This is a genomic window from Caballeronia sp. GAFFF2 (genome assembly GCF_023631485.1).
Classification (GTDB): Bacteria; Pseudomonadota; Gammaproteobacteria; order Burkholderiales; family Burkholderiaceae; genus Caballeronia.
Map to the genome: position 1 here is coordinate 37,638 of NZ_JALQDA010000025.1, position 20,856 is coordinate 58,493.

8 protein-coding genes are annotated in these 20,856 nt (G+C 63.6%); all 8 read right to left on the reverse strand.

Annotated elements, in window-relative coordinates; all coding sequences use genetic code 11:
• Positions 1-12: 12 nt before the first annotated feature.
• Entirely contained in the window at positions 13-2,925 is a 2,913-nt protein-coding gene (treY, locus tag NCT04_RS16035) for a malto-oligosyltrehalose synthase (protein ID WP_250466495.1), read from the reverse strand.
• Positions 2,922-5,102, reverse strand: a complete 2,181-nt coding sequence (gene malQ, locus NCT04_RS16040) for a 4-alpha-glucanotransferase (RefSeq protein ID WP_250466526.1) — start codon at positions 5,100-5,102, stop codon at positions 2,922-2,924. The genes treY and malQ overlap by 4 nt, the downstream gene beginning before the upstream one ends.
• Positions 5,103-5,128: 26 nt before the next feature.
• Positions 5,129-6,997 carry a malto-oligosyltrehalose trehalohydrolase gene (treZ, locus tag NCT04_RS16045; RefSeq protein ID WP_250466496.1) on the reverse strand — a complete coding sequence of 623 codons (1,869 nt, stop codon included), beginning with the start codon at positions 6,995-6,997 and terminating at the stop codon, positions 5,129-5,131.
• A 69-nt stretch (positions 6,998-7,066) separates the two neighbouring features.
• On the reverse strand, positions 7,067-9,292 hold the full coding sequence (glgX, locus tag NCT04_RS16050) for a glycogen debranching protein GlgX (protein WP_250466497.1): 2,226 nt from the start codon (positions 9,290-9,292) through the stop codon (positions 7,067-7,069).
• A gap of 278 nt (positions 9,293-9,570) precedes the next feature.
• On the reverse strand, positions 9,571-11,808 hold the full coding sequence (gene glgB / locus NCT04_RS16055; RefSeq protein ID WP_250466498.1) for a 1,4-alpha-glucan branching protein GlgB: 2,238 nt from the start codon (positions 11,806-11,808) through the stop codon (positions 9,571-9,573).
• The gene (treS, locus tag NCT04_RS16060) at positions 11,801-15,202 is read right to left on the reverse strand and encodes a maltose alpha-D-glucosyltransferase (protein WP_250466499.1); all 3,402 of its coding nucleotides are present in this window, start codon (positions 15,200-15,202) and stop codon (positions 11,801-11,803) included. Before treS ends, glgB begins: the two co-directional genes overlap by 8 nt.
• Before the next feature lie 72 nt (positions 15,203-15,274).
• Positions 15,275-18,667, reverse strand: a complete 3,393-nt coding sequence (locus tag NCT04_RS16065; RefSeq protein ID WP_244829151.1) for a maltotransferase domain-containing protein — start codon at positions 18,665-18,667, stop codon at positions 15,275-15,277.
• A gap of 363 nt (positions 18,668-19,030) precedes the next feature.
• A complete protein-coding gene (gene glgA, locus NCT04_RS16070) occupies positions 19,031-20,662 on the reverse strand; it encodes a glycogen synthase GlgA (protein WP_250466500.1) in 1,632 nt (543 codons plus the stop codon).
• Positions 20,663-20,856: the final 194 nt, after the last annotated feature.

The window sequence follows — 20,856 nt, forward strand, 5'->3', positions numbered from 1 at the left end:
CTCATGCTTTGATCATGCGCAAGGCACGCCTTCTTCAACGAGCAAGGCCGCGGGCATCGAAGCCAGCGCATCGCGCAGGAACAGCTTTTCGCCGTCCGCCTTCGGCGCATTCGGGCTCAGCCAGTCGAAGAGCGCACGGGAACGCAACGCTTCCGGAAGGATGACCGCCGTATCGCCCCAGCTTTCCGCCTTGACGAGCGGCACATCGCTGCCAGCAGGCAGCAATGGCGCGGCGAGCCGCGTGGCGATCACGATTGCGTAAGCGCTACCGGCATGGCGCGCGTAAGCGATCACGCGGTCAGCATGTTCGCCCTCGATGGCGAGCGGCACATACTCACCTTGAGCAAAGAGCGACTCGCAATGCTTGCGCAACGCAAGCGCACGCTGTACCACCGCCAACTTGATGCGCCCATCGCGCCAGTTGGCGAGTTGCTCCGAAGGCGGACCTTTCTGGTCCACTTCCGCAAGCCACTTGCGACGCAATTCGAAATCGACCGGGCGGCGATTGTCAGGGTCCACGAGACTGAAGTCCCAAAGCTCCGTGCCTTGATAAAGGTCCGGCACGCCCGGCGATGTCAGTCGCAACAACGTCTGCTGCAGACTGTCGATCACGCCCAGCGGCCCGAGCCGCGCCACGAAAGCCGACAATTCCTGCAAAAAGCCATTGCGCCGCTGCGGCGAGACGATATCGAAAAGGAACTCGCGGCAGGCATTTTCATACGCCTCGTCCGGCGCGAACCAGCTCGTGCGCAACTTGGCTTCGCGCAACGCCTTCAACTGCCATTGCGCGACGCGTTCGGCCAGCTCCTGGACGCCCGCTTCGTCATCCGGCGAGAGCGTGAGCGGCCAGCATCCGACGAGCGTCTGGTACAGCATCGCTTCGGCGCCGGGGCCGGGCGCCCAGTCGTCGCCGGCATCGGCACCACGACGCAACGGCGTGTTCAGCGTCGACCATTGCTTGAGCGTGGTCGCCCAATCTTCGGGGATCTCGCTCAATGCCGCGATGCGCGCGCGCACGTCTTCGCCGCGCTTGTGATCGTGCGTCGCGGTGCAAAGCATGGCGTGCGGGAACGCGGCAAAGCGTTCCTTGTTGCCCGCGTGGAAATCCTCGACGGACAAAGAAAACTCGCCGGGGTCCGCGCCCACTTCGTTACGCGAGATGAGCCTTCCATAGCGATAACACGCCGTGTCTTCGACCGCCTTTGCCGCAACCGGCGATGTGAGCTGCGAAAACAGCGTCTGCGCCGCACGCCGCTGCGATCCGCTCGACGGCTGCGCGTTTTGCGCAGCCGTCGCCTGACTCTGGTTCCGGTCGCGTCCACGTTCGGCGGCGCGCTCACGCGGGCGTTCCGCGCGCTCGGCCGGTGGCGTGCTGACCGGCGCTTCGTCGGGCAACTTGCCGCCAAGCCACTGCGCCACCTGATCGAGCACCACATGATCCGCACTCGAAAGCGATGCCCGCGCGGCATTCAGCGCTTGCGAGAAGTACTTCTCATCCTCGGCGCTGCGCACGCTGCTAACGGGATAGATGCGATACACCGGATACTGAATCACCAGTTCCGCGACCACGCGACGGATCGACGTGAACGTGAAGTCGCGCGTGTTGTGCGAGTCGCGTGCAATGCGATGCAGCGCACGCGTCACGCGATCCAGTTCCGCCGATAAGTTTTCCGCGAGAATCTTGCGGCGCGCGGCGAGCGCTTCGTCGGCGAAGCTCGCGCTTCGGCCGGTGATATCGGCCCACAACGCGGCGAGCGGCTCGGCGCCTGCCGGGTCGTGCAGCAGCGCGCCGACATCGTTCATGAAGTCGTAGCCCGTGGTGCCATCCACTTGCCAGTCGCGGCGCAGCGGTTCGCCGCGCGCGAGAATCTTTTCGACGACGAAATACGTATGGCCGTTGCCATGCCGTAAAGCCTCGGGCCGTTGCGCGGACAACTCTTCGAGCCGCGCGCGCAGGCGTTGGCAGTACTCGCGCGGTTCCGCAAGACCATCGACGTGATCGATCCGCACGCCGTCGATCAAACCTTCGGTAAAGAGCCTGAAGATGAGCGCGTGCGATGCCTCGAACACTTCAGGCCGCTCGACGCGCACGCCGCCGAGCGTGCTCACGTCGAAGAAACGCCGCCAGTTCACTTCGTCGGCGGCCGTGCGCCACCATGCGAGGCGATAATGCTGCCGTTCGAGCAGACGATGCAGCCGCTCGCGTCCAACCGGCGTGTCCGGCGAATGCGCGGCGAGAATCGCTTCGATCGCGGCCTTGCCGCCTTCCGTTTGAGCAATGGTCGCGAGCGCATTGCGCGCTTCGGCCGCGCGCGGCTGATCGGCAGGCTGCGTCGTCAAGCCGGAGAAACGGTGCGCGAGTTCCGGCGCTTCTTGCAGCACGACCGGGTAATCGACAGGACAGATCGGGAACACATGCGCGTAGTACTCCACCACGAAGCGTCCTTCATCCGGCCGGTACGCGAGCTTGATCTTGCCGCCCTGCAACTCGTCGCCATAGGAAGCGCCAAGAAACGGCGCGAGCACCTTGCCGCGCAATGCAGGATCGGGCGAATGCCAGTCCACGTCGAAGAAGCGCGCATGCGCCGCGTGACGTCCCCATTCGAGGATGTCCTGCCACCATGCGTTTTCCGAACCGCCCACGCCCATGTGATTCGGCACGACATCGACGATCAGTCCCATGTCGTGCGCGCGCAGCTTCTCGACGAAGCGCCGCAGGGCTTCCTCGCCGCCCAGCTCCGGATTGACCTTCGTGTAGTCGACGGTGTCGTAGCCGTGCGTGGAGCCGCTCGTCGCGGTCGTGATCGGCGACGCATACGCATGACTGACGCCGAGCGAAGCGAAATAATCCACTTGCGCCGCGGCGTCGTCGAAAGTGAAGTCCTTATGAAGCTGGAGCCTGAGCGTGGAACGCGGAACGGTCATGGTGAGTCGGCTGGTTTGGGTGAATCAACATTGTCGGATTGCGTCGAACGCTTGCGCGCGGCATCCACCGCGAGCAGTCGTTCGGAAAATGCGTCGTCGAGAAACAGTTCCTCGACAGGCGCGGCAAGACGGCGCCGCCAGTTCGGATGCTCGTCGATCGAGCCGGGCAGATTCGGCTGTTCAGCAAGCCCAAGCAGATCTTCGAGCGGATACGTGACGAGCGGCGCGGGCGTCGCGGCCACGAAAGCGAGCGCTTCATCCACGGGCGCTTCCTCGACCGGAGGCGCATCGACATCGGACGGAGCAATACCCGCTTCCTGGAAAGCGCGCCATAGTAAGCCACGATCGGCGCCGCGCTCTTCCTGCGCTACTTCCACCGCATCGCGGCCGTCTTCGCGCGCCGCCGTCTGGCCGATCTTCGAGCGCCACACGATATCCTCGCCGCGCCACCATCCGGTGACGGTCGGCAGGTCGTGCGTGGTCGTGGTGGCGGTCACGCCGCTGTCCCACTCGCGCGGCGGCTTGAAGCCGGGGCCATCCACTTCGCGTTCGAACCACAGCACTCGTATGCCAAGCAAGCCGTGCTCCTGCAAGCGTTCGGTGAAGCCCGGCGGCACGGTTCCGAGGTCTTCGCCGACGACAATCGCGCGATGCCGCCACGATTCCAGCGCAATCAGCCGCAAGAGGTCTTCGAGCGGGTAGCGCAGATAGGCGCCGTCTTTCGCGCTTTCGCCTTCGGGCACGAGCCACAGCCGCCTCAGCCCGAGAATGTGATCGATACGAATGCCGCCCGCGCGCGCGAACGCGCAACGCAACATGTCGATGAACGCCGAGAAGCCTTGCGTGCGCATGGCGCGGGGCGAAAAGGTGGTGAGTCCCCACGACTGCCCGGCCTGATTGAAGAGATCGGGCGGCGCGCCGACCGACACGCCTGTCAGCATTTCATCGCGATACGACCATGCATGACTGCCCGCGCTGTCGCATCCGACGGCAAGGTCCGCGACGAGTCCCACGGCCATGCCCGCGTCGCGCGCCGCGTGTTGCGCGTGCAGCAGGCCTTTCGATGCAAGCCATTGCGTGAAGAGAAAGAACTGGACTTCGTGGCGATTGGCTTCGGCGAATGCGGCGACCGCATCGCTGCGCGGATCGCGCAGTTCGTCTGGCCAGTTGCGCCAGTGGCCTTCGCCGTTTTCCGCAAGCTGCGCTGCCTGCAGCGCTTCGAAGCGTGCATGATCTTCGAGCGCACGCCCGCCTTCCTCGACGAACAAAGCGAAGTCTTGCGCCAAAGGCGATGCGCTGTCGGCCGAGAACGTCTCGAAGAGCGCGCGCAGAATGGCCAGGCGCGCTTTCATGGCGCGCGGCCAGTCGATGAGCGGCAGCGCTTCGAGTTCGGCGAATTCATCCGCCACACCGGCTTGTTCGATCGCGGCGCGCGCGGCGGCCGCGCCGAACACGGCGGCGGGATCGACGTGCGCGATGTTCAGAAAGAGCCGCGACGAAGGCGAATAAGGACTGAACTTGTTCGGCTCGGCGCTGAACATGGCGTGCATCGGACTAATGGCGAGCGCATGAGCGCCGCGCTTCGCGCTCCGCGTCGCGAGCGTGGCCAGCGCCGTGAAGTCGCCGACGCCGCCATCGCCCAGACGGCGCAAACCATAGACTTGCGCGGCGACGCCCCAAAGCGGCGGCGCGGTTTCAGCGGCGGCTTGGTCGGTTGCGTCGTCGAGCGCGCGCCACGCATCGTCGATGGTGTAGCAGCGCGCGGGCGCTACCGCCAGCGTCGTGCGATGGTCGTTGATGACGAGCGTGTGATAGCCCGGCTCCGAAATCGGCGAGAGCAATGCGGTCTCGCCTTTAGGCGCGGTAAAACGCCCGTCGATAACCTCGCCGCTTTCCAGTTCGATGCGATAGCGCACGCCCGACTTCGCCGCCGACACCGGCAACGCAATGCCGCGATCCACTTCCGCCGTGATGAGCGGTGGCAACTTGCGGCCGCTCATTTCGGCATCGACGGCGGCCATGCTCTGCTTGATCTGCGAGGCGTTGCCACACGGCAGGCCGAGCTTTTCGAGCAGAATGCGCAGCGTCGTTTCCGGCACGCGCTGCATCGCCTTGTGCGCGTTCTGCCATTCGACTTCGAAGCCCGCGCGCGCGGCGAGCGTTTCGATGGGCGACATTTCGCCCGTGGTGCTTGCAGTGGCGCTCACGTGCGGGTTCCTTGTGCATGGGCAAAGCCGTTGACATCGCCGCTGAGCCACGCGATAAAGCTGCGTCCACCGAGTTCGCCCGCGCTCGCGCCATCCTGCGCGCGTGCCGGCGTCTCGAAGATGACCTTGCCCTTCGGCGCTTCTTCAAGCGTGGCCGGGGCTTGCCCGAGATTGAGCGCGATGGTGAGCGTTTCGCCATCACCGAGCTTCCAGCTTGCGAGAACGGCCTTGTCGCCGAGCACTTGAGCGCCGAGCGACTTCGAGCCCTTCAGACGCGGCGCGATGAGTTTCGCACGCACGGCCAGCGCCGACTTGTAGAAGTGCAGCCAGTCGAGGCGGTCCAGTTCGTCCGCTTTGCCTTCGACGTTCGGCGACGACATCGCGAACGTGCGCTTGTCGTTCGGGTCGGGAATCTGCGCGCGGCGCTTTTCGTCGGTGAATGCGGAGAACTTCGCGAATTCCTTGCGGCGTCCTTCGCGCACGGCATCGGCGAGTTCGTCGTGATAGTCCGTGAAAAAGAGGAACGGCTGCTTCGAACCGTATTGCTCTTCCATGAACAGAAGCGGAATCTGCGGCGACAGCAGCAAAAGTCCGGTCGCCGCGTAGAGCGAGGCGTCGTCGGTGAGCGAGCGCAGGCGTTCGCCCATCGCGCGGTTGCCGACCTGATCGTGATTCTGCAGGAACATCACGAACGCAGTGGGCGGAAGATGCGAACTCTTCTCGCCGCGTGGCTTGCCGTCGTGAATCGGCGATGGATCGCCCTGATACACGAAGCCCTCGCTCAAGACGCGTGCGAGCTTATCCGTGGGCTTCTCGATATACGCGCCGTAGTAGCTCTCGTCCTCGCCGGTCAGAAGCACGTGGAGCGTGTTGTGCGCGTCGTCGTTCCATTGTGCGTTGAAATGCGACTCCAGCAGATTGGCCGTGTTGTGTTCGTTCTCGAGCACGAGGTGAACATGACGGCCCGTCTCCACGGAACTGCGCACGCGGTCCGCGAATTCGCGCAGCCATTCGTCGTCGTTGATGGCGTGCACGGCGTCCAGACGCAAGCCATCGAAGCGATATTCGTTGAGCCAGTACAGCGCGTTATCGAAGAAGAAGTCGCGCACTTGCGGACGCTCGAAATCGATCGCGGGACCCCAGGGCGTATCCACGCCTTCGCGGAAGAAGGTTTTCGCATATGCATGCAGGTAGTTGCCGTCCGGGCCGAAGTGGTTATAGACCACGTCGAGGAACACCATGAGGCCGAGACCGTGCGCAATGTCGATGAGCTTCTTCAGTTCATCGGGATGACCGTAGGCCGAATCCGGGGCGTAGGGCAGCACGCCGTCGTAACCCCAGTTGCGCGTGCCGGAGAAGTCGTTCAGCGGCATGAGTTCGATGGCCGTGACGCCGAGCTGCGCCAACTCGTCCAGACGCGCGATAACGCCCGCATAGCCGCCCATCGCGCCGACGTGCACTTCATAAAGCACGGTTTCTTCCCACGGCCGGCCATGCCAGTCCGTATTGGTCCAGCGATACGCGCGCGGATCGACCACCGCGCTCGGGCCGTTCACGTCTTCCGGCTGATAGCGCGATGCCGGGTCGGGCACCGCGAGATCGGCATCCAGACGATAGCGATACAGCGTGCCCGCGCCGCCATCGGCTTCGACTTCGAACCAGCCGTCACCGGCCGGCTGCATGTCGATGAGCGCGGGCGCGGCATCGCCATCGCGCTGCAACTCCAGTTGCACGCGGTCGCGCGACGGCGCCCAGAAACGGTAACGCGTGCGCGGTGCTTCGCGCGCCGCGCCGGTTAGATGCGCGCCGAAGGGAAGGCAATGCGCGTGGTGATGCTTGTGCGGATCAATCGGACGTTCGGACATGATTTCGAGCCTGGTGTACTGCGGGATATGCCACTTTTCTGTGCGCCGCGCGAGCCGTGGTGAATCGCCTCACTGAGCCGAATCGATGCCCGGCGGTCGATTTGCCGGAATGGTGCCCGGATCGGGAGGCAGCGCGGTCAGAAGACGCGGACCCTGATGTGCGCCCGCCATCCAGACCGCCTGCCAGTCGGCGTCGCCGGTCGGTTGCGCGAGCAGCACGACGATACTGTGCGCCGCGACCTCCAGTTCGCTGCCGACGAGCGGCCGCTGGATGGCGTCGGGCTCAGCGCTATCCAGGAGCACGTTCCATTCCAAGTGAGGCGGAGGCGGCGTGAAGACGAGGTTCTGCCCTGAGCCATTGATGAGGAGCAGGATCACGTCGATCTCGCCGTCGAGTCCCGGCCCTGCCCGGCGCAAGGTCAGCGCGCGGCCCTCAGGGTCCTGCCATGCCTCGATGGCGAGCGCGACGCCGCGTTCGTCGAACCAGCTCACATCGTAAAGACCGGGCAGCACTTCGCGGTCGCCGTAGAGAAAGCGCGTTTCCCGCAGAACCGGGTACTTTTTGCGCAGCGCGACGACGCTTGCGACGAACTCCGTCATCTCGCGGCCTTCGGAACTATGCGCCGCGGCCCAGTCGGTCCAGGAAATGTCGTTGTCCTGGCAATAAGCGTTGTTGTTGCCGTTCTGCGTGCGCAGGAATTCGTCGCCGCCCAGCAGCATCGGCGTGCCGAGCGACAGAAGCGTGGTCGCGATCATCGAGCGCGCGAGGCGATTGCGAACGGTGCGGATCGCGGGATCGTCGCTCGGGCCTTCCACGCCCCAGTTCGCGCTGCAGTTTTCATTGTGCCCGTCGCGGTTTCCCTCCTGATTCATCTCGTTGTGCTTTTCCGAATAGGCGGTAACGTCGGCGAGCGTGAAGCCATCGTGCGATGCCACGAAATTCACCGATGCCCACGGCTTCCGGAAGCGCCGGTTGAATAGCTCGGCCGAGCCGGTGAGCCGCGCGGCGAGGTCGGGGCGCATGCCCGAATCGCCGCGCCAGAAGCGCCGCACGCCGTCGCGGTACTTGTCGTTCCACTCCGCGAAACCGGGCGGATGATTGCCGACCTGGTAGCCGTCCGGCCCAATGTCCCACGGCTCGGAAATGAGCTTGCGCGTCGAGAGAATCGGGTCCTGGCGAATAGCGTCGAAGAAGCCCGAGCCGGGATCGAAACCGTGCCCTTCGCGGCCCAGCGTCACGCCGAGATCGAAACGGAAGCCGTCGATATTGAACGCCGTGCACCAGTAGCGCAGCGAGTCCATGACCATTTGCAGGACACGCGGATGCGACAGGTTCACGGTATTGCCGCAACCGGTTTCGTTGATGTAATGCCGCTCGTCGCCGGGAATCAGACGGTAGTAGCTTGCATTGTCGAGCCCGCGCCATGACACCGTGGGCCCCAGTTCGCTGCCTTCGCAGGTGTGGTTGTAGACCACGTCGAGAATCACTTCGATGCCCGCCGCATGCAGTTGCCGCACGGCGATACGCATCTCGTTCAGCCGATGCGTCGAAAGATACGAAGGCTCGGGCGCGAAAAACGCCGCCGTGTTGTAGCCCCAGTAGTTCTTAAGACCGCGTTCGACGAGAAAGCGGTCGTTGAGAAACGCGTGCACGGGCAGGAATTCGACGGCGGTGATGCCGAGCTTTTGCAGATGCTCGATGAACCAAGGCGACGAGAGCGCGGCGAATGAACCGCGTTCGTGCTGACGGATATCGTCGCGCAGCATCGAGGCGCCGCGCACGTGCGTTTCATAGATGATGGTTTCGCCCCACGGCGTGTTCGGGCGATTGTCGCGCGACCAGTCGAAGGCGTCGTCGGTGACGATGCATTTGGGCATTGCAGGAGCGGAGTCGCGGCGATCCATCGACATGTCGAGGCGATTGGAATGCACGCGATAGCCGAAGAGCGCGTCGGACCATCGCCACGGGCCGACGAGTTTCTTCGCGTAGGGATCGAGCAACAGCTTGTGCGGATTGAAGCGATGACCATGTTGCGGCTGATAGGGGCCATGAGCGCGAAAGCCGTACACCGTGCCGGGATGCGCGCCGGGCAGATAGCCGTGCCACACTTCGTCGGTGCATTCGGGCAGATCGAAACGCATCAGTTCCTTGCGGCCCGTGCTGTCGAAGAGACACACCTCGATGCGGTGCGCATTCGATGAGAACACCGCGAAGTTGACGCCCAAGCCGTCCCAGTTTGCTCCCAGCGGGTAGGATGCGCCGGGGAGAAGTTTTTCGGGGAGTGCGTTTGCCATTTGGTCGGGGTTTTTGCCCTTGCCGGGCTGGTGGGTACTGGTTCTCTGAAGGGTTGTTTCTTGCCCGTGCTGATGAGTCGTTGAAATTGAGCCGTTAGCTTGCAGCGTTCTCAGTAGCCGCCGGGGAGACGGTTACCGAACAAAAACGCAAGCCAGCGGCTCGACTTTCCCGAACGCTCAAGAAAAAAGAAACCGCCAGCAAGGCCCCATAAACGCCTAGGCGGAAGAAGACACGAACAAACCAGCGCGCCTCCTTCCGCAACGCCCGGAAAGAACCGTCAATCGGCCCGCAAAACAATGGTAGCCAAAGGTGGCAACGTCAACGCGGCTGACTGCTCCTTTCCGTGCGAAGGGTAATCATCCGCATGAATGACCCCGCCATTGCCCATATTGGACCCGCCATAAATCCCGGCGTCGGAATTGAGCACCTCGCTCCATCGCCCGCCACGCGGCAAGCCGATGCGATACCCCTGGCGCGGCACGGGCGTCATATTGCAGACGACCACGAGTTCGCGCCCTTCGGCATCCGTCCGCCGATAAGCAAACACGCTATTGCCGCTGTCGTCGCCGACGATCCACTCGAAGCCGCGCGGATCGCAATCCAGCTTATGCAACGCCGCTTCGCCGACATACAGCAGGTTCAAATCGCGCACGAGTTTTTGCACGCCGCCGTGATAGGGATCGTCGAGCAAGTGCCAATGCGGCGTCGCGTCGTGGTTGAACTCGGCAAACTGCCCGAACTCGCCGCCCATGAACAGCAGCTTCTTGCCCGGATGCGTCCACATGAAGCCGAAGTAAGCGCGCAAATTCGCGAACTTCTGCCAGAGATCGCCCGGCATCTTGCCGATGAGCGACCCCTTGCCATGCACCACTTCATCGTGCGAAAGAGGCAGCACGAAGCGCTCGGAGTACGCATAGACCATCCCGAACGTATAGAGGTGATGGTGATACTGCCGATACACCGGATCTTCCTCCATGTAGTGCAGGGAGTCGTGCATCCAGCCCATGTTCCACTTGAAGTCGAACCCGAGACCGCCGCTCTCGACGCTTGCCGTCACGCCCGGCCAGGCCGTCGATTCCTCGGCGATCGTGATCGCGCCCGGCGTGTTCGGGATATACCGCACTTCATGGTTCAGACGCTTCAAGAACTGGATCGATTCGAGATTCTCGCGCCCGCCGTACATGTTCGGCACCCATTCGCCTGCCTTGCGCGAATAGTCGCGATACAGCATCGACGCCACGGCATCCACCCGCAAGCCATCGACGTGATAGCGCTTCAACCACGCAAGCCCCGACGCAAGCAGGAACGCGCTCACCTCGTTGCGGCCGAGGTTGTAGATCATCGTGTTCCAGTCTTGGTGATAGCCCTCGCGCGGATCGGCGTGCTCGTAAAGCGGCGTGCCGTCGAACTGCACGAGGCCGTGCGCGTCGTTCGGAAAATGCGCCGGCACCCAGTCGATGATCACGCCCAGCCCCGCCTCGTGCGCGCGATTCACGAACTCCGCGAACTGCTCCGGCGTGCCGAAGCGCGCGGACGGCGCAAACTGGCCAAGCGGCTGATACCCCCACGATCCGCCGAACGGATGCTCGGCAATCGGCATGAATTCGAGGTGCGTGAAGCCCATGCCCTTCGCGTACGGAATCAGGCGCTCGGCAAGCTCGTGCCAGTTCATGCCGCGATTCGCATCTTCGGGCACGCGCAGCCACGACTCGGCGTGCGCTTCGTAAATGGTGATCGGCGATTGCGCCGTCTGACGGCTCCCGCGAGTCTCCATCCATTCGGCGTCGGTCCATGCGTAATGGTCGATGGCATCCGCGTCCGCCACCACCGATGCCGTCGATGGCGGCTTCTCGCTCTGCATCGCGCACGGGTCGGCTTTCAGCGGCAGCGTATGGCCGTCGCGCGTGACGATCTCGTACTTGTAGCGCGTGCCCGCGCCGATGCCCGGCACGAACAGTTCCCACACACCCGCGTTGTGACGCAGGCGCATTGGATGACGGCGGCCGTCCCACGTGTTGAAGTCGCCGACCACCGAGACACGCCGTGCATTCGGCGCCCAGACCGCGAAGCGCGCGCCCGCCACGCCGCCATGCGTGACCGGACGCGAGCCCATGCATTCGAGCACCGCGTAAGGGTCGGCGGCCGAAAGGCGGTTGAGCCAGTCTTCGGAGAGAACGGGGCCGAAGGAATACGTATCGTGCGTTTCCTGCGGCGTGCCATGCCAGTCGATTTGCAGACGATACGCCGCCGGCCGCTCCACGAAGCCCGCGAACAGACCTGAATCGTGAATGCGCGCGAGATGGCCGAGCACTTCGCCGCTCGCGGCATCGACGACATTTGCGCCCGCCGCGTTTGGCAGGAACACACGCACCACATGCCCGAGGTCGGTCTGATGCATGCCGAGGACCGAGAACGAATCGGGATGGCGCGCCTCGACGATGGCGTCGATGTCGAGCGGACTGAGGCCGTGCGCCGGGTTTCGGGTATCCGCTCCGGGATCGCTACGATTATTCATGGTGGGTTCCATCCGGATTGTCCTTGGTGGCGTTGAACACGGGTCGCGTGCCGGGCGCGGGCGGAACGCCCGTGTCGCCAAGCAGGCGGCTCGCGAGCGACGCGAGGCCCCGCAACGGAAGGCCGATCCAGGTCGGCCGGTTCGCTGCTTCGTAGCGGATTTCGTAGGCGGCCTTTTCGATCAGGAAGAGATCGAGCAGGGCCGGGAAGACGCTTTCGCCGGCGATCGGCTCGGGCGATTCCGCAATTGCTGCCACGTACTCGCGCAAGAAGCTTTCCTCGGCGAACGCGCGCAGTCGCTCGAACAGCGCGCGCTTGCGGTCGGCGGTTTGCGCGGGCGCATTTTCCGTCGTCGGTTGCGCGGCGGCGCTCGCATACGAAAGCGAGCGCAAGAGACCGGCGACATCGCGCAGCGGGCTCGTCTTGTTGCGGCGTTCCTCGAGCGGACGCGCGGGCTCGCCTTCGAAGTCGATGAGATACGCATCGCCCTGAGCCATCAGCACCTGACCCAGATGGAAGTCACCGTGAATGCGGATGCACAACGCATCGGCATTGTCCGAGACGAGCTTCTTCACTGCATCCACCAGCAGGTCACGGCGATCGAGCAGACTCTGCGCGAGGAAGCGGTCGTGCTCGCTGAAATCGCCGATCTTCTGCGCGAGGATGTCGAGCGCCGTTTCCAGCAGTTGCAACGTGCCTTTCAGCCAGCCCTGAACGTCTTCCGGCGTGGCGCGGCGCGGTGCGAACGCTTCGTCGTCGGTTGGCGAGGCAAGCGCCACATGCAGTTCGCCGAGCCGCTTGCCGATGATGCCCGCAATGTTGCCGTAGCCGATAAAGCCTTGCTCCTGCGCGTCGCGCTCGGGCGTGTGCTCTTCGGAGTCGAACGTGACCGCGAGTTCATCCACCGTGCGGCGCAGATAGTCGAGCGCATAGTTCCACGCATCGCCCTGATTGTCGATGAAGCCTTGCAGAATGACGAGCGTGTGCGGCACGCCTTGCGGATCGACACGCACCACTTCGCCATACAGCGGGCCGGTGTTCGCGTAGCCGAGCTTGGTCAGATAACGGCTCATCTCCGCTTCCGGGTGAATGCCGCCAACCACGCGCCGCACCAGCTTCAGCACCACCGTGTCGCCGATCACGAGCGAGCTATTGCTCTGCTCGGCGGCGAGCCAGCGGATTTCCGGCGGCTCGACCGGATTGAAGTCGAGTGCATCGAGCCGTTCGGTCGGAATGAAGCGGATCTCGCTTTTCTGCACCGTCGGCACGACCGCGCGTTCCTTCAGTTTGCGCAAAATGCCGTAGGTGAAGTTCGGCACAGCGAAGGCATCGGTGATATGTCCGATCACGCGATTCCGCCGCGCTCGCGCCAGCGCGAGTTGCATATAAAGCGGCGAGGTCGTTTCCGTGCCCCACGCAATGGAAAGCGGCAGCACGTAGCGCTCGGTGTGATCGCCGACATCGGCTTCGATTTCCGTGAACGCAAAGCCCGCGCCTTCGATCGTCGTGAGCGCGGCGAGACGAACCGCATGCAGCTTCTGATCCTTCGACGCAAACCAGCGGCGCTTGCTCAAATACGAAGGCAGCACTTCCGATTCGAGCAAACGCACATTTTCCGGCGTCGGACCGGTTTGACCGGCGCGAATCACCATCGTGACGAATTCGGGCAGTTGCTCCGAAGGCGCTTGCGACCAGGCCGGACGCATGTTGCCCGGGCAAAGCTGGAACCACAGGAAGCCGTAGGGCGGGAAAGTCAGCAGATACGTCAACTGACCGATGGCCGGGAACGGCGAGTCCGCCGTCATTTCCAGCGGCACGGAGCCGGCGAATTCCGACAGATCCAGTTCCACCGCTTGCGGCGCGCGCGACAGATTGGCCACGCAGAGAATCGGCGGCTCGCCTTCGAGCTCGCGCAGATACGCCAGGATCTTGCGATTATTCGGCCGCAGAAAGCGGATCGTGCCGCGGCCGAACGCGTGCTTCGAGCGGCGCACGGCCAGCATCTTGCGCGTCCAGTTCAAAAGCGAATGCGGATCGCGGCTTTGCGATTCCACGTTCACCGCGTCGTAGCCATACAGCGAACCCATCACCGGCGGCAGCACGAGTTGTTCTGGGTCGGCGCGCGAGAATCCGCCGTTGCGGTCGGACGACCATTGCATCGGCGTACGCACGCCATCGCGGTCGCCGAGGTGGATGTTGTCGCCCATGCCGAGTTCGTCGCCGTAATAGATCACGGGCGTGCCCGGCATCGACAACAGCAACGAATTGATCAGCTCGATACGGCGGCGGTCGCGCTCCATCAGCGGCGCGAGCCGGCGTCGAATGCCGAGGTTCAGACGCGCGCGGCGGTCGCTTGCATACGTGTTCCACAAGTAGTCGCGCTCGGAGTCCGTGACCATTTCGAGCGTGAGTTCGTCGTGGTTGCGCAGAAAGATCGCCCACTGATTCGTCACGCCCAGGTCCGGCGTCTGCCGCATGATGTCGGTGATCGGGAAGCGGTCTTCGCTCGCAATCGACATGTAGATGCGCGGCATCAGCGGGAAGTGGAACGCCATGTGGCATTCGTCTTCATCGCCGAAGTATTCCTTCACGTCTTCCGGCCACTGGTTCGCTTCCGCGAGCAGCATGCGGTTCGGGTACTCCGCGTCGATGGTCGCGCGAATCTTCTTCAGGATCTGGTGCGTCTCGGGCAGATTCTCGTTGTTGGTGCCCTCGCGTTCGACGAGATACGGCACCGCGTCCAGCCGCAACCCGTCGATGCCCATGTCCAACCAGAAGCGCATCACGCTCAGCACTTCCTTGATGACCGCCGGGTTGTCGAAGTTCAGATCGGGCTGGTGCGAATAGAAGCGGTGCCAGTAGTACTGACCCGCGACCGGATCGTGCGTCCAGTTGGACGGCTCCGAGTCGATGAAGATGATGCGCGTCTCTTCGTACTTCTTGTCCGTATCGGACCAGACGTAGTAGTTGCGATGGTTCGATCCCGGCTTCGCACGACGCGCGCGCTGAAACCAAGGATGCTGGTCCGAAGTGTGATTGATGACGAGTTCGGTGATCACGCGAATGCCGCGCGCGTGCGCTTCCTGAATGAAGCGGCGGACATCGCCGAGCGTGCCGTAGTCCGGATGCACGTTGCGATAGTCGGCGATGTCATAGCCATCGTCGCGGCGTGGCGACGGATAGAACGGCAGCAGCCAGATCGCATCGACGCCAAGTTCCGCGATGTAATCGAGCTTTGCGAGCAGGCCGGGAAAATCGCCGATGCCGTCGTTGTTCGCATCGAAGAACGACTTGATGTGAACCTGATAAATGATCGCGTCCTTGTACCAGAGCGGATCGTCGCTGACTTGCGAAGTCTTGTTGCGCTTCACCCTTGTATCCACGGTTTGCTCCATGCGCTTTGCGGGCTTGCTGCCGCCCTTGTTTTTGGTTCGCGGCGTCTCGTAGGTCGCCGGATGAGTGCATCTTTATTCGTTCGGTTGCGGCTTGGGCAGTCCCCAGGTCGGCGAAATGCGCCAGATCGCGAACGGCAGCGAATGCGGATTGAGCCGCACATGCTGGCGCCGTCCGCGCCATTCGAACCGATCGCCCGTGACCTGATCCTCCACGGCGATCGCATCCCATTCGTTGACGCCCCAGCGTTCGAGCGTCTGCCACGGCAGTTCGATATCCGCGCCCTGTTCGTTGAACGGATCGAGGTTGATCGCGACGAGCACCACGTTGTCGCGCGACTCGTTCGCCTTTTCGAAGAACAGGATCTTGTCGTTATGCGCGGGCAGGAAGTTCACGCCGAGATGCGTCTGCAACGCTGGATTCGCGCGGCGGATGCGATTGAGCGCCGTCACTTCGGTGACGATATTGCCGGGCCGGTTCCAGTCCCACGCGCGCAGCTGATACTTCTCGGAGTCGAGATATTCCTCGCTGTTCGGCAGCGCGGCTGCCTCGCACAGTTCGAAGCCGCTATACACGCCCCAGAGCCCGGAGAGCGTTGCCGCCAGCGCCGCGCGGATCACGAAGCCCGGACGTCCCGAGCTCTGCAAGAAGCGTGGGTTGATGTCCGGCGTGTTGACGAAGAAATTCGGCCGGAAAAATTCCTTTGCATCGGTCTGCGTGAGATCGTGCATGTACTCGATGAAATCGCGCTTCGACTCGCGCCACGTGAAGTACGTGTACGACTGCGAGAAGCCGAGCTTCGCCAGACGGTTCATCACGCGCGGACGCGTGAAGGCTTCGGCGAGGAAGATCACGTCGGGGTGACGCGCACGCACGTCGCCGATCACCCATTCCCAGAACGGGAACGGCTTGGTATGCGGGTTATCGATCCGGAAAATGCGCACGCCCGCCGCAATCCAGTGCAGGAACACGTCGCGCAGCCCAAGCCAAAGATCGGGCTTGGCGTCCTGCGCATAAAAGTCCGGATTCACGATGTCCTGATACTTCTTAGGCGGATTCTCGGCATAACGCAGCGTGCCGTCCGGACGCCATGCGAACCACGTCGGATGCTCCTTCAGCCACGGGTGATCCGGCGAGCATTGCACGGCGAAGTCGAGCGCGATCTCGAGGCCGTGTTCATGCGCGGCGTCGAGCATGCGCTTGAAGTCGTCGAGATTGCCCAGTTCCGGATGCACCGCCGTGTGTCCGCCTTCCTTGCCGCCGATAGCGTAAGGGCTGCCGACATCGCCCGGCTCGGCCGTCAGCGAATTGTTCTTGCCCTTGCGGTTGGCAATGCCGATAGGATGAATCGGCGGAAAATAGAGCACGTCGAAACCCATCTCGCGGATGCGCGGCATCTTGCCGATCACGTCGATGAACGTGCCGTGACGATTCACGTCGTCGCTCATCGAACGCGGGAAGATCTCGTACCAGCTTGCGAAGCGGGCCGCCGCGCGCTCCGAGTCGATGCGATACACCACCGGGTCGCGCGACAGAAACGGCCGGTGGCGCGCCGCCGCGATGGCCTTGGCGGTTGCGGGCGCGAGCGCAAGTTCGAGCTTGCGCGCGGCATCGGCCTTGGCGAACTCCTTGACGATCTTCTCCAGCGGCGCGCTATCCGACTCCTCGACCGTCTTCACTTCGGCGAGGATCAGCGCGAACAGATGCCGCACTTCCTCTAGTTCGAGTTCGACGGTTTGCCCGGCCTTCAGCTTCTTCGACATGTGGTCGGTGAGCGAGGCGAAATCGTCGCGCCATGCCATCACGACGAATTCGTGACGGCCCACGCGTTCGAGCGGAATGCGCGTGGTCCACAAGTCGTTGCCGAGCGGGAGCACGGCGGTCATCGGCGCTTCGTGCCATTCGGTTTCGTCGGCGGCACGCCATTGCACGGCGGCGGCGATCTTGTCGTGACCTTCGGCGAAGATCGCCGCCTGAATCTGCACGGCTTCGCCCACGATACGCTTTGCCGGAAAGCGCCCGTTATCGACCGAAGGCGTGACGCTCTCGATAGACACCCGCGGCGCGGAGATCGCTTCGGCCACCGACTTTTTATCGGCGCTCTTCGCGCCTCGCTTGACTTGCGGCTGCGCGAGCAGGATGAAAGGCTCGGCTTCGGCGCGGAACAAGCGTACATCGCCCGCTTTCAGGGTGAACGGCAAGAGACGTTCGGGCTTCGCCTTGGCGTCGTCGAGCGGCGCGAAACGCGTGTAATTGCCCGGCACCGATTCGAGCAGATGCAGGGTATCGACATGCACCGGCGCGACGAGATCGGGATTGAAGATCGCGAGAATCGCCGAATCGCTGCGGCGCAGGTCCGCGCTGTCGGAGCGAATCAACGCGGCGTAGGGCGTGCCCGCGCCGGTCAGCGCGCGCAATTCGCCGACGCTTTCGAGCGTGCCGGTATCGCGCTGCAATGCGTTCGCGCGCTTGACCTGACTCGACAGGTCGAAGCGCGCTTCGCTTTTCGCGCGCTGATATTCCGCCGCGACGCCGTATTGCGGCGACATCGGCAAGGGCACACCGTATTCGAAGCCCATCGGCACGAGCAGACCGGTGCCGAGCGCGGTCGCGGTGAAGAGCGAGCGGTTATAGGCGCGTTCGACGAGCGCGGTATCGCTGGTATCGCTCAATTCGCTGATGAGACGCGCGCCGTACGGCTCTTCCGGAAACGTGATCGGCGATGCAATGCGCGCGAGCGCCGCGTGTTCGTCCGTGAGCCACGCGCTGCGATAGTCCCACCAGCGCGTGGAGGCGAAGACCGCGTCGAAGCCGGCGTCGCTCAGTCCATGCAGATCGTGACGCGTGAGGCCGACCGTCCATGCGAGCCAACGGGTTTGCGGATGTTTCTCGCGCACTGCCGCGCCCAGACGCCGCCACACGTGCGCGGGCACCGCATGCGGCGAGTCGAAGCGAAAGCCGCCAACGCCCGCGTCCGCGAGCAGACACAATTCCTTCGCCCACCACTCGGTCAGATGATGCGCCGCCTCGCCATCGCCGAACCTTGCCTGCGCGACATCGCGCTGACTGGGCGCGCGACGCGGATCGAGCCGCGCATCCGCGCTCTCGAACGGCTCGAACCAATGCTTGTTGTCCTGATAAAGACCGCCTTCGGCACTGACGCGGTCGATCACGATATCGACGAGCAAGGTCAGCTTGTGCTTCGTGGCGATATCGGCGAGCTGGCGCAGACCGTCCGCAGCGCTCGCGTCGGATTCAAAAACAGCGTGAAGTTGATGATGATCGGCAACTGCCTCGCGATGCCCGTTGCTTCCGGGCGCGAACGGCGAGCCGATCAGGACGTGATCGAAGCCCAGCGCCGCTGCGTGCTCGAACTGAGCTGGCCAGTTCGGCAAGGGGCCGACGAGAAGGGGATCGATGAAGTAGATACGAGGCGCATACGCATGATGAGCTTGATGGTTTTCCATCGTTCGTCTTTTCCAGAGTCGTCCTGCGGTGGCGGGGATGCGGGCTTTGAATCGCGATCACGCTCACGGGCCAAACTGGCAACGCGTCGGTCCATATATCACGACGCGTGTCGTTTGTGCACGCGTCACGGGCCAAGACGTATCGACACATGGATAACACAGTACCGCCGGTATCGACACTGGCCCGCGTCGCGTATCGCGAGGCACCGGCGCGAGAGTGCATCTCGCCGGTGGGCGCCACGGCCCCCCAAGAGTTTCCTTCGGGGCTTCGCATGGGGGGTTGGAGCACGTAGCGTGCCGCGCCCCGAATGCCATTGCGTCTGACGTGACGACGCTGCCGTGCAATAGCTTCGAGGCTTGGGCTCAGGCAGTGCGCGCGACGAGGCGCTCGGCTGTCTCGAGAATGGCCGGATGCGCGGCTTGCGAAGCGGCATCGGCAATACGGCGGGTACGCAAGGCGGTCTTGCTCGGCTTGAGGCCGCTGAGATCGACATAGAGCGCAACCATCTTCGCCACGGCTTCGCGCCAGCCGAAGTCGCACGACATGGCGTTGCGCTGAAGTTCGCGCCAGGTCTGCGGGCGCATGTAGGCGTCGGTGGCGCGGCTCGCGGCCTGCACGACATCTTCCGCGGATTCGCCTTCGAAGAGGAAGCCCGTCGGCGCCGCCGACGTTTCCTCGATGGCGATCGGCGTGTCGTATGTGCCGTCGCGCAGATAGACGGTTTCGCGCACGGCGGCTTCGGCGGCGTCGACGATGGTATCCGCCAGACCGCCCACGCGCGACGCGACGGGCAGGGTGCCATAGCGCATCGCGTAGAGTTGCGTGAGGCCGCAAGGCTCGAAGCGGCTGCCATGCAGGAGAATGTCCGCGCCCGCGTGCAGTGCATGCGCGCGCCGCTCGTCATAGCCGATCCGCACACCCACGCGATCGGGAAACTCTTGCGCAAGCCGCCTGAAACCTTTCTCGATGTGCGATTCGCCCTTGCCGATCACCGCGAGTTGCAGACGCGGATGCTTTTCGAGCAGACGCGGCAGTGCATCGAGCACGACATCGGCGAGCTTTTGACCGGTCATGCGGCTGCCGATTGCCATCAGCGGCGCGAACGGATCGACCGGCAGGCCGAACATGCGCTGCAAGGTCCGCTTGCAAGCGTGCTTGCCGCGCATATCGTCGAAGGAATAGTTGCGCTCGATCAGGGGATCGCTAGCCGGATTCCACGTCTCTTCGTCGATGCCGTTCACCACGCCCGACAGCTTGTCCTTACAGCTTTGCAGCACGCCTTCCATCAGATGGCCGAAGCGCGGCGTCAGAATTTCGCGCGCGTAGGTTTCGCTGACGGTCGTCACTTTGTCGCTATGGACGATGCCGGCTTTCATCAGACTGAGCGCGCCATAGAACTCGATGCTTTGCGGATCGGTCAACGCATTTGCCAGCCACTTTTGCGGCACGCCGAGCGACGCACCAAGCGAGAGCGCGTAATTGCCCTGGAATGCCAGATTGTGGATCGTAAATACGCTTTTCGCGTGCACGCCCGCATCTTTCATCAAGAGCGGCGTGAGGCCGGTGTGCCAGTCGTGCGCATGGACGATATCGGGTTTTTTCACGCCCTTGATACCCTGCGCAATACGCACGGCGGCGGCCGAAAGCGTCGCGAAGCGCACGGCGTTGTCGGGATAATCGCGGCCTTGCGCGTCCTGATACAGACCCGTGCGGGCGTAGAGCGCGTCGCAGCGCAGCATCAAAACCGGCACGCCGGTGTCGGGCATGCGGCCACGTATGAGCGTTCCGTCGCCACCAGGCAAGCCTGTGAGCACCGCGACGCGGACGAGATCGGTCGCCTGGGCGATGGCGTTTGGATAAGCGGGCAGGAGAATGGTGGCATCGACGCCGGCTTCACGCAGCGCGGCGGCGTAAGCGCTGACCATGTCGCCGAGACCGCCGGTTTTGGCGAGTGGCACGGCCTCGGAGGCGACCAGCAGAACGTTCAAGGGCAAAGTGGGCTCCAGTGCGGAAGTCGCGTGGCGATGGCCTCGCGCTCTTCGATGCCAGAGCGGGATACCGGGCCGCGCATTCGCGGTGCTGATCAGGGTTTCTATCTAATTCACTGGCGCAGTGCAGCAATCGCCGTGCCATGCGCGCACGAAACGTGTGCGTATCGCCACGATCATTTCCGCCTTTGTCGCGAATG